Genomic DNA, 11,497 nt, shown 5'->3' with positions numbered 1-11,497 from the left:
CGGTTCGGGGAGGCTTCACTCCGGTGGGGCCTCACCCTCCTGGTCGAGCCCGTGCTCGATCGCGTAGCGGGCGAGCTCCACCCGGTTGTGCAGCTGTAGCTTGCGCAGTGTGGACTGCACGTGGTTCTCGACCGTGCGGTGCGAGATCACCAGCTTGTTCGCGATCTGGCGTGCGGTCAGGCCCTTGGCGACCTGCCGCAGCACGTCCGTTTCCCGCTCGGTCAGCCGTGGCGGGTCCGGATCCGAGTCGTCCGGGGTGACCGCCATCCGTCGGTACTCACCCAGCACCAGGCCCGCCAGACCGGCGGTGAACACCGCGTCTCCCACCGAGGTGCGCTCCACCGCGTCCACCAGCTCGTCCACGGAGGCCGACTTGACCAGGTATCCCGAGGCGCCGGCCTTGACCGCCTCCAGCACGTCGGCGTGCTCGCCACTGGCCGACAGCACCAGCACCCTGGTTCCGGGTATTTCCTGGGTGATCTGGCGGGTTGCCGCCACCCCGGAGGTGTCGCCCAGATTGAGGTCCATCAGCACCACATCCGGGTGCACGGTCCGTGAGATACGCAGTGCCGAGACCGCGTCGCCGGTGGTGGCGCTGATGCGAAACCCCCGTTCGGTGAGGTCCCGCGCCACTCCGTCTCGCCAGATCGGGTGGTCGTCGACCACCATCACCGAAATCTCCGACCCCGTCATGCTCTCGCTCCTCAGTAATTCCCGCGTGCCCGTACACCACTGTGCACGGTCCGGTCCCGCGAATCGGTGCGAGTGAGATGGATTTCCCATTCGGTGCCCTCACCGAGCGAGGTGTCCAACGTGACGGTCCCACCGAGACTCTCCACCCGACCGCGGATCGACTGCGCGACTCCCATCCTGCCCGCGGCGGCCGCTTCCTCCAGCCTGCCTTCCGGAATACCGGGACCGTTGTCCCGCACGCTGAGCACGATCTCGGAACCCAGATCCTCCAGCAGGATCCAGGCCTGCGCTTCCGGTCCCGCGTGGTCCGCCACGTTCTGGAGGGCTTCGCTGGTGACCGAGAACAGCGCGGTGACCGTTTCCGCGGGCAGCGTTACCTCGGTGGCGGGTACCGAGACATTGACCCCAGCGTCCCCGAGCGCTCGGAGGCGCGCCGCCAGGTCCGTGCTCGTCTCGCCGCGTTCGGCCGGGCCGGTGGAGACCAGGGCTCGTAGCGCGATCTCCTGCTCACCGGCCATGGTGGCCAGTTCGGCGGCTTCGCCGCCGAGCTCACCGCCCCGGCGTCGCACTCGTGCCAGCACCTGGAGCACGCTGTCGTGGATGTCGCGCGCCAGCCGCTCGCGTTCGGCCGTGGCCGCCTCGGCGCGCAGTGCCCTGGCCAGTCGCCGCGTGGAATGCTTGGCGGTTTCCGAGGCGAGCCCCAGCAGCAACCCGATCGTCAGGTGCAGCACCGTGTCCATCCACATGTTGGAGTCGATGTAACCGCGCATGGCGAAGTTGGCCGCCGCGGCGGCCGCGCCGCTCACCGCCCCTCCCGGAATACCGCACCGTACGGCGGCAGCGGTGACCATCGAGGCGTGCCAGATGGTGACCACGGTCGGCAGTCCCTGTTCCAGCTGGTGCTCGGTGAGTACGAAGTAGCAGAGCCCGAACAGTGCCGTCGTGACGAACTGGTCCAACAGCACCAGCCGCTTCGTGCGCCCTGACGGTTTGCTGTAACGCCAGATGGTGAACGCGGTCCAGCCCACCATCGATGCCATGATCACGGAACCCAGCACGGGTTCGCGGTAGTCGGGCAGCATGACCAGGAACCACACGAAGGCGTAGAGCAGGGTCAACACGCGTGTTCCGTTGTGCGCCCGCCAGAGCGGTATGCGACCGTCCGGGACCGCTTCCAGCTGTCCGTGCCGGTTCGTCGTGGTGTGTGGGGTTCCGCCTGTTGTCGTGAGTGTTCGCCACATTCTCGGCCACAGGGGTCGGTTGCGGTGTCCGTCCGTGCTGTCGCTGGTCGTGCTGCCCACTCTTCGGCGTTCCTTTCCGGCGAACTTGCCAGGGCCATACGTATCGACGAGCGCGCCGGGCTCTTCGTTCCAGCCTTCGCGGAGTTCGCTCCAGGACCTTCGTGACGGTTTCACCCCGCGCCGCGACTTTCCTCCGCACGTCGCGACGTGCGGACCAGCCAGGTATGAATCTTATTCGTCTTAGTGTGGGATGAGCGAACCGATTGTCGATCGCCCGGCACAGCGTGCTCCCCGCTCCCGAAACGGCCCGTCCCACACCGCCGTGCTTCGCGGCCCGCGATCGGATCGACAACGACCCCTCGAGAAGGGCCGAAGACCGCTGCCCTCGCCGCCGTCGGCCCAATGGGTCGTCGAACGGAACCAGTCGATCACCTCGGACATCCAACGGGAAACGGGGTTCGACGAGTGAATGACGCTTCGAAGCGAAAGCGACTCAGGGTGTGGCTACGAACCCGGCCGGATCTGTGCGAGGCTCCCGGCAGGGGAGGAGTGAGAGATTCATGGGGTACTGGCCATTGTGGAGGCTCAGGCCCGCGGCGCTGGTCTACGTGATCGTGGTGCAGGTCGTGGCCGTGTCATTGGTGTTCGCGGTCATTCTGACCACCGCTCCTCCGGCTTCCGACACGTTGCACCGCTTCGGGTTGCTCGCGTTCACCGCGGGCGTCGTGATCGTCGGTACCTCGTTGTCCATCCAGTTACGCGACGAGGTGCGCCGGGATCCCTGGACGATCCACATCTGCTATCTGGTCACCGGCATGCTCACACTGCCGCCGAACCTGCTCGTGCTGCTGTTGCTGGGGCCCGCCCTGCACGGGGTGCTCGACGTGCGCGGCGAGTCGTACCGGTGGATGTTCGTCACCGCCGCCACCGTTTCGGCCACGTTCGTGGCCCGCGCGGTCGTTGGCTGGCACGAGCCGCGGTGGAATCCCCTGCTGCTGATCGCGGGCTCGGCCACCCTGCTACTGCTTCGGGCCGCGATCGTGGCGGTGGGGCTCCGACTGCGCAGGCCCCGGGCTGACAGGGCCGAGATCCTGGGTGATCCGATCGATGTGCTGCTCGGCGTCGTCGCCGCCACCCTCGGCACCCTGCTGGCGGTGGCGATGGAATTCAACCCGGCCAGCGCGTTGCTCGCCGCACCGCCGATGGCGCTGCTGGACATGGCCGGTCAGCTACCGCAGTGGCGGCGCTCGGCGCAGCGGGACGGCAAGACCGGACTCGTCAACGCGGTTCACTGGGACAAACTGGCCCGTGCGGAGTTGGGCAGGGCGAGCTCCCGGCAACAGCGGGCCGCGATCCTGCTGCTCGATCTCGACCACTTCAAGCGCGTCAACGACGAGCTCGGACATCTGGCTGGGGACGCCGCACTGGCCTCGATGGCGTTGATGCTGCGCGGCAGCGTTCGCAAAGGTGACCTGGTGGGGCGCTTCGGCGGCGAGGAGTTCGTCGTGCTGTTACCCGACGCCGACATCCCCGCCGCTTGCGAGATCGCCCAACGCATCCGGAGTTCCACCGCCTCACTGTCCGTACCCGCCCGGGACACGCGAGGAGTCCACCGTGAACTCGACGGGCTCACCGTCAGCATCGGCGTGGCCGCCACCGAGCGGTTGGGCTACGAGCTGGAGGACCTGCTGGTGGCCGCCGACGCGGCCCTCCTCGCCGCCAAAGCCAACGGGCGTGACGCCGTCAGCCTCGCGTGAGCGCTCTCTTCTCGCCTGTTGCGTAGCGGCTCGTGTGGCGGAACCTCGCGCACGGCTCTCGCTGCGTTGTTGGTTCGGTCGCTCTGGCGCGATGGTCGGGTAGCCGTCACGTGAGTCGGCGCCTTGCCGCGTTGGGCCGGCTCTTGAGTAGCGACCTACGCGGCGAGCGGCCCGGCCTCGCGATGCATCCGACTCACGCCCCGGGGACACCCCGCTACTTACCCGCATGGTCGCGTCCCCACAGCGGTCTCGGGGGCGGCGATTTCGCGGGAAATTGACACCCCCGCACGCTGGTGTGCCCCCAACTCCGTCAATTTCCCACGAAATCGTCGGGCCACTCGAACCGCTACGGCAACCGAGCCGCGGCAACCGTGAGGCGGAATCATTCGGTGGCGGGCTCTTCGTTGTCGCTTTCGGGAGGTTCCCGCCCGCTTTCCAGGGTGGCGGTGGTGGAGTCCGCCTGCCCGGCGCCCTCGTACAGCGCGCGGACGGCGGAGTTGAGCATCGCCAGCACCGGTACCGCCAGCAGCGTGCCGATGATGCCGGCCACTATGGCTCCCACGCTGATCGCCAGCACCACGGCGAGCGGGTGCAGCCGCACCGCACGGCCGATCAGCAGCGGTTGCAGCACGTTTCCCTCGAGCTGCTGCACGCCCAGCACCACTCCGAGCGTCAGCAGCGCGGCGATCGGCCCCTCGGCGACCAGGGCGACGAGTATCGCGACCGCTCCGGATGCCACGGCACCCACGATCGGGACGAACGCCGAGAGGAACACCAGCGCCGCCAGCGGTACCACCAGCGGCACACCTATTATGGCCAGCCCGATCCCGATGCCCAACGCGTCACCGACCGCCACCAGGCCGGTCGCCCGGATGTAGCCGATCAGGGAGTCGAATCCCCGTGACCCGGCCAGATCGAGCCGGGAGCGCAACGGTTCCGGCATCGGACCCAGCAGGAACAGCCAGATTCGCCTGCCGTCGTGCAGGAAGAAGATCAGGGTGAACAGCATCAGCAGCATCCCGGTCAGAAAGCTGCCGAAGGTGGTGGCCGTGGCCAGCGCTCCGCTGGTGATTCGTTGCTGGTTGTCCCGCAGCCAGTTCCCGACCTGGTCCACGTATCTGTTGATCTGCTCCTCGCCGAGGTGTAGCGGACCGGTGGCCGCCCACTCCCGAACGGTGTTCAGGCTGACGGTCAGCTGCCGTTGCAGATCGGGCAGGCCCGCGATGAACGCGTTGATGACGAAGGTGAGGATGCCGCCCACGGCGGCGAGTCCGCCGACCAGCACGACCGCGGTGGCCAGCCAGCGCGGCACGCGCAACCTGGTCAGCGCCGACACGGCCGGAGCCAGCAGCGCGGCCAGCAGCAGCGCGATGGCCACCGGGATGACGACCACGGACAGCTTGCCGACCAGCCAGCCGAGCGCGTACAGCATGCCGAGAATGACCAACACCCGCCAGCTGAGGGCTGCCGTCGTTCGTATCGCGATCGGGACCCTGGCGGCTTCGTCCGAGTCCGTGACCTTGAAGGCGCTCACACCGCAACCGTATACGCACACGGTGGATCACTGTGGTGACTCGTGGCTCCGGTTGTGCCGTGTCCGATTCGGGACCTGTGCGGCGCACCGTGTTGTCACACGATGTGACGAACCAAGCGCGGAGTGAATGCGAAGTGGGGGATGTCTTTGGAAGAGTGATCGTCGGCAATCCGCTGGGCGTGCTCCGGTTCGGTTGTCCGTCGGGTCGACGGAACGTTGTTCCCCGACCGACGTGGCAGCGGACCGCACGCGAGGAGTGGCCGGTCTTCGACCGCCCTTCCTCGTTCGGGCTCGTCCAGGCGGGAATGTCGTCCCGAGGAGGCTGCGGAGTTCATGTTCGACGGCGAGCAGGGGGTGACGGCCGACCGCCAACGGCGGTGGCTGTCCCGCGCGCTGGTCGCTGTCGGGGGAACCGTGGCCGGCGTCTCCGCTGCCTGGCTCTTCGGATCCGCCCAGGCCGTGGCGGTCGAGAAACCGTCCGAGGACGGCACACTCCGACAGGTCGGTGCGCTGATCCGACACGTCGACGATCACTCTCCTGGCGCGGGAACGGGCGGTTCCGAGATTCACGACTGCTCCGAGGCGGAGCGGGCCGTATCCCGCGCGGAACCGGACGGGGACCGCTCGGGGCCGGTGTCGACGCTCTCCAACGCGCTGGGAACCGAAGCTTGCGGCCGAACGGCCACAGTGGATCCGGCCGGCAGGACGGTCGGGGGCGGTGCGGAAGCCCGAGTATCCGAGAAGCCGACCGAGGTCGATCGAGCCCAGGCTGATCGGTCCCGGATCGCTCGACTCCAGACTCCCCCGACCGTTTCCGTACGATCCGACCGCGCTCGGGAAAACGGCGAAGAAAGCAGCGAAGAAAGCAGCGGAGAAAACGGTCCACTCCGGACCGTACTGGGTCGCGACGGACTCCGGGGAACCACCGATCGGCTGTCCGACTCCGTTTCCGACGGGCTACGTACCGCGCGACGCGAGGTCGATCCGCTGCTGCACCCCGTCGAACGAGTGGCGGGCACCTTGATTTCCGGGACCACGGGCGAGGAATCGCTCACCGGAGCGGTCGAGTCGGGCCTGGGAGAACTGCACGACTCGCTACGCGAAACGGTCTCCGGGAAGAAACCGGACGAGTTTCCGGACGAACCCGCCGGGGAGATCGGCAAGGGAACCGCGGCACTACCGGATGATGGTGCGTCTGCCACACATCCCGGCGAGAACTCCGATGAACCCCGTTCGAACGCCACCGGGGCGTCCGATTCCGCGTCCGGCCCCGGGGAAGCCGCGGTGCTCGCCGCGATCGACCGGAACATCGCTTGGCTGGATCACGAATCGCGCTCCGAACGCGACGGGGCGCCCGTGAAGAATCGTGGCGGGAAATTCCCCTTCCAGTCCGGTAACTGTGGTTGCGGCACGGACACCAACACCTCCGGCGGCGGTTCGCACGGCGGCTACGGTCTCGGGGATTCGCTTCCCGTTTCACGCTCCGCCGTCCCCTCGCTCGGCGCCATAACACGCGCCAATGTTTACGACCCCGCGAGCCCCGAGGGGCCGCAACCGGGTACCACTCCCGACTGATTCTCGGTCCGCCGTGGCGGACCGCCTCGGGCCGGTTCGAGTGATCTCCACTCACCGTCGCACCCGAGAAGTGTTTTTCGCCCTCCGCGACTTCGACCCCGAGCGTTACCTGAACCGGAATCCGGGCTCGCTCGATCGGGTCATTCGGCAATCGCAGTTTTCGCAGAGCTTGCGTGCAGGGGCACTCCTGTATCGCGGGAAAGGAATCGGAGGAGAGTTCCATGCAGAGTTGGGCTAGGCGAGGCGTACAAGCAGCGCTGGTGACCGGCGGAATGCTCGCGGCCGGTACCGGTGTCGCCGCGGCGTCCGGGAACTGCCCGGACCGTCCCACCTCACCGCTCGGTGACCCGTTGACTCCGGCCGAAGCGGCCGGAGACGGTACTCCCAGCCGCAGTGGGCTGTGCTTCGCGGGCGAGTTGTTCCCGGAGGACGGCAAGGACCCGCTCCGGGACACGATCGCCAACGCCACTGCCGACACCCTCGTCGGTGTCATCGAACCCATACGCGACGTCCCACCCGAGGTCGACAACGAGCGCACCCAGCGGATCCCGCGCATCACCGATGCGCCGGAGCCCGATGTCGAACAGACCGTCGAACAGACCGCCCGGCAGCACTGGATCCCGCCTCGTACGGAATCGACGGAACGCCTGCCGATCGAACCCCCCCGTGCGGGTCCGTCCACCGCGCTGCCCGAGTTGTCCTGGCGCACGGATGTGGCACGCTCCGCTCCGCTCCGGACCGCCGCCCGCGTCGAGGCTCAGCCCAGGGAACGTTCCCGCGGGAGGCACGCGGCCCAGGAGAGCAAACCGGCGGACGGCTTCCACCGCTCGCTGAGCTGGTCCGGGCCGATCGGCGAGATCGTCGACACGCTCGTCGATGCCCGGCCGCGAGTCGATAACCGGCCGCACGTCGACGACAGCACCCTCGAGATGCTGCCCGTCGCGTTGGTGAGGCCGCACATCGACCCGGCCGTGGCTCCTGAGCTGGCAGCACCCCGCGGGGAGGGGATCGTCCACACCGGTCCGGTCGCGCGGTCGCGTAACTCACCGGGGCTGCTGCTAACCGACTCCGTCGATCTCACCTCGTCCGGGCTGGACACCGGGCCGGAGCTGCGTGCGGTGCCGCACGGGCTGCTGCGCTCGGTGCTTTCGGCGAATTCGGGTGGGGAGCGCCCCACCGAGGACGCCGAACCGCTCCGGCTGCCGAACGAGGCACACCAGCGAGCCGAGCAGGTCCCCACCCTGGTGGCGCCGGAACTCCTGCTCGCCACCCCCGAGGCGGCGAACGGTCCGGCGGGTGCCGAGCTCGCCGAGCCGCTGGGCGAGTTCCACGCCTTCGGCGGCAACGTCGAGACGGGCGGTTTCTCCCGCATCGCACGCGAGTTGAGCGTCGAGACCACCACCGTTATCCCGGTTTACGCGGCCGAGGACGACGAGGTGGTCTTCAGCGAGCGCCCCGAGTTCTCGCGCGTGGTGGTGCGTGAGCTGGACGAGCTGGCCGCCGCGATGCCGGAACGGCAGCAGGTGGTTTCCAACCCGTTCCGCGAGCGGCCCACGGCCCGCGGTGCCGCCCCGGCGTCGATGATGGCGTTGCCGCTGCTCGACGGGCACACCTATCCGCTGCCCGCCCTGGATGCCAACGGTATGCCGAAGGTCGGTGCCGTGTGAGCGCCGTGGCGGGCTCGGCGCACGCGTACGGCCGGGACTGACCACCCCGGAAGTACGCGTCCTGTCGCCCCTGCGGGGCCGCTTGGCGATTGTCGGTAGCCGCGGGGCGGCGTTGTCGGGGTCGGGGAGCTGGGAACTCCCCGGCCCCGATTGTCGTCCCGTCGAAGTTTTCCGCTCGGGGTGCTCGTTTGGCGGAGCCTCCCATCCGGGATCGCCGTCGCGGCGGCGGTTCAACCTCCGGGCCCGTCCGGGGTGGTCGATCTCGTGCTCCCGGCGGGGCCGGAGCCCACTGAGCCGTTGGCACCGGAGTCGGCCCTTTCGGTATCCGGCTGTGGACCGGGATTTCTCCCGCTGGAAACCGGTGTCCTCGTCCCGGTATGCGAGTACCGGGCCCGCCAACCGAGGAACGCGCGGTAAATCAGGAAACCGACTCCCAGGTACACGTACGCGTTGCCGATCAGGTGTTCGAAGAAGTTCCACGTGAGCTCCTTGCCGTCGCCCTGCGGAACCAGCCAGTGCGGGCCGATCAGGTAGAGCTCCACCGCGAGCCCCAGCGAGACCAGCAGTGGCCAGTCGCGCCGGGTGTAGCCACGCCCGAACAGCAGCACCAGACCCGGCACTATCCACACCCAGTGATGTGACCAGGAGATCGGCGAGATCAGCAGGCCGAACACCGCGTTGATCACCAGCGCTGTCGAGTAATCCCGGCGCTGCCCGTTCCGGGCGCGTAGCGCCGACAGCATCCCGAATACCGCCAAGCCGGCCATCAGCAGGATCAACACTCCGAGGCAGAGGCTCAGCCAGGGTTCCGGCACGGCGAGTTTGCTCAGCAACGAGCGCAGCGAGACGTTGCCCGCGTAGATCGAGGCGTCACCCGTGAACTGCGGTCCGAACGAAACGTCGCTACTGGCGAACACCTCGTGCAGCCAGAACTCGCGCGCGTCGTCGAACGCGAGCAGGAAACCGAGTGCCACGGTCGCCAGGAAGGTCAGCACCGTGGTCACGATCGCGCGCAGGTCCCGGCGCAGCAGGAAGAAAAGCAGGAACACGGCGGGTGTGAGTTTGAGGCCCGCCGCGATGCCGAGCAGCACTCCTCTGGGGTAGGGCAGCTTGCGGTGCCCGTCCGCCCGCCACAGGCAGTCGACGGCCACCAGCGCCATGAGTACCAGGTTGATCTGTGCGTAGGTGAGGGTTTCCCGTACCGGTTCGGCGAGGGTGGCCAACGGCAACACCGCGACGGTGACCAGCAGGACGGTGCGTCGGTTCGACGGGCCGAAGTCGGCCATTCGAAGAATCACGTACAGCGTGACGAGCAGGGCGACGTGACTGACGAACATGATCAGTGCGACGGCGACCGTTTTGGAGACCAGCGCCAGTGGTGTGAACGTGACAGCCGCGAACGGTGGGTAGATGAACGGGAGCCGCAGTCCCACTTCGGTGGGCGGGAGGTCGTGGTAGATCGGTTGCCCGTTCAACCACGCCTGTGCTCCGAGGCGGTATACCTCGCCGTCGATGTGTGCGTGCGGGTCGATGGCCGAGACGAGGACCACCGCGAGGAACTCGCACAGTGCGATTACACAAAGTATTTTTCGGTGTTCGTACACCATGCTGACAAGTGATCCCCGTTCGGGGAATTGTGTTGTCGGCCGCACACTGCCACCGTCCTGTTGGTCCTGCTGGTTCGTCGGGTGGTCCGAGAACCGCGTCCGTTTCCGCTCGGCTTCCGGGGACTCCGAGCCGCGGAGTGCCCGTGCCGCGGGTTCCGCCACGACTCGGAGGTGCCGGGCCGGAGCTTCGTGCCACGGGGCTCCGTGCCACGGGGTGGTGAGTCGGACGACCCCTCGGCGGGCCCGATGGTTCGGGATGGGACGCGTTCCCGGACAGCAGTCGAGATGTCAACCAGAGTAGGAGGTCGGGACACCAAGCCGGAGGACCGCCACGGTTCATCTCGACGTCGTCGAACCGTCGCGAAAACATCACCTCGGGTTTCCGGGGTTCGACAGTGCTCACGTTGTGTTAGTAACTCAACGAAAAAACACCATGACGTGTGGTGTCGGAACCCTTGAATTCGATCCCGCTACGAGGGGAGGCTCAAATTCACTGCTCCATCTGGTGGGGAGGGTAGCTCCGAATGAGTGTTGTCTATGCCACTGGCGTATCCCAGTTCACCGGGGTGTGGGATGAACTCATCATGAGTCTGACCGCCGGATTCATGCTCACCGACGAGCGGGGTCAGGTGTTGGCCACGAACGACGCCGCCGCGGATCTGCTGCGGCTGGATCGCACGGATCTGCTCACCGGTTCGCGCCCGGCGGACTGGGCGATGCGGGACAGTACCGGAGCGCGACTGCCCGACTGGACCGATCTGACCAGCCAGGTGCTGCGCACCGGTACCCGGATGTCCACTCCCGTCGTGATCACCCGGGAGGGCAAGCCGAGTGGACACCTCTGGATGGACTACCAACCCACCCGTACCTGTTCGCAACAGCGGGTGTTGATGTTCCTCCAACCGGTGGATTCCGACGTGTCGCACTCCCGCGGAATGACGGATCCGTTGACGGGCCTGCCGGGGCGGGTGCTGTTGCTGGACAGGCTCGACCAGGCACTGGCGCGCTCCCGTTGTCGGACCACCCTGACCACGTTGGTGCTCGTGGATGTCCGGAGGCTCGAACAGTTCAACGTCGACTACGGTTTCGCCCAGGGGGACGAGCTGTTGACCATGATCGCGGCCAGGCTGCGGCAGAGCGTCGCCGACGAGCACACCGTGGCCCGGTTCGGTGGTGACGAGTTCGCGGTGGTCGTGGAACATCCCAGCGGGACCGGTGACGAGATCGCGGAGGGGGCTCGCGGTGCGGTGGCCCGTCCCATGCGGCTGCAGCGCAGACAGATCCGCCCGAGCGTTCGGGTCTCCTGGGTCACGAGTGACGGTCATGCCTCGGTGCATTCGGTGATCAGTCGTGCGGAGCGGCAGTTGCAGGACTGATGTCTCCCGCGGGAGCGACTCGCTCCCGCGACGGGCCCGAATCGGCA

Annotated in this window: 8 protein-coding genes; 4 read left to right on the top strand and 4 right to left on the bottom strand. The window is 67.7% G+C overall.

Annotation, left to right across the window (positions count from 1 at the left end):
• Nucleotides 1-15: 15 nt before the first annotated feature.
• Nucleotides 16-693 carry a response regulator gene (locus tag ACOQFL_RS15800; protein ID WP_435544929.1) on the bottom strand — a complete coding sequence of 226 codons (678 nt, stop codon included), beginning with the start codon at nucleotides 691-693 and terminating at the stop codon, nucleotides 16-18.
• An 11-nt stretch (nucleotides 694-704) separates the two neighbouring features.
• Nucleotides 705-1,994, bottom strand: a complete 1,290-nt coding sequence (gene macS / locus ACOQFL_RS15795) for a MacS family sensor histidine kinase (RefSeq protein ID WP_435544928.1) — start codon at nucleotides 1,992-1,994, stop codon at nucleotides 705-707.
• Between the two features lie 500 nt (nucleotides 1,995-2,494).
• Between macS and ACOQFL_RS15790 the strand changes: the two genes are divergently transcribed.
• A complete protein-coding gene (locus tag ACOQFL_RS15790; protein ID WP_435544927.1) occupies nucleotides 2,495-3,691 on the top strand; it encodes a GGDEF domain-containing protein in 1,197 nt (398 codons plus the stop codon).
• A gap of 382 nt (nucleotides 3,692-4,073) precedes the next feature.
• On the opposite strand, the gene ACOQFL_RS15785 is transcribed toward ACOQFL_RS15790, so the two are convergent.
• Nucleotides 4,074-5,225 carry an AI-2E family transporter gene (locus tag ACOQFL_RS15785; protein ID WP_435544926.1) on the bottom strand — a complete coding sequence of 384 codons (1,152 nt, stop codon included), beginning with the start codon at nucleotides 5,223-5,225 and terminating at the stop codon, nucleotides 4,074-4,076.
• 333 nt (nucleotides 5,226-5,558) lie between these two features.
• Here ACOQFL_RS15785 and ACOQFL_RS15780 point away from each other — a divergent pair, with 333 nt between their 5' ends.
• On the top strand, nucleotides 5,559-6,800 hold the full coding sequence (locus ACOQFL_RS15780; RefSeq protein WP_435544925.1) for a hypothetical protein: 1,242 nt from the start codon (nucleotides 5,559-5,561) through the stop codon (nucleotides 6,798-6,800).
• A 221-nt stretch (nucleotides 6,801-7,021) separates the two neighbouring features.
• Nucleotides 7,022-8,467, top strand: a complete 1,446-nt coding sequence (locus ACOQFL_RS15775) for a hypothetical protein (RefSeq protein ID WP_435544924.1) — start codon at nucleotides 7,022-7,024, stop codon at nucleotides 8,465-8,467.
• A gap of 230 nt (nucleotides 8,468-8,697) precedes the next feature.
• Here ACOQFL_RS15775 and ACOQFL_RS15770 read toward each other — a convergent pair whose 3' ends face one another.
• Entirely contained in the window at nucleotides 8,698-10,074 is a 1,377-nt protein-coding gene (locus ACOQFL_RS15770) for a glycosyltransferase 87 family protein (RefSeq protein WP_435544923.1), read from the bottom strand.
• 524 nt (nucleotides 10,075-10,598) lie between these two features.
• On the opposite strand from ACOQFL_RS15770, the gene ACOQFL_RS15765 reads away from it, so the two are divergent.
• Nucleotides 10,599-11,450: a GGDEF domain-containing protein gene (locus ACOQFL_RS15765; protein ID WP_435544922.1), complete on the top strand. Its 852-nt coding sequence runs from the start codon at nucleotides 10,599-10,601 to the stop codon at nucleotides 11,448-11,450.
• The last annotated feature ends 47 nt before the right edge of the window (nucleotides 11,451-11,497 follow it).

This window comes from Actinopolyspora sabaoui, assembly GCF_051225635.1.
GTDB lineage: Bacteria > Actinomycetota > Actinomycetes > Mycobacteriales > Pseudonocardiaceae > Actinopolyspora.
The sequence above is the reverse complement of the archived record's forward strand: the minus strand, read 5'-3'. Positions and strand labels throughout refer to the sequence as shown.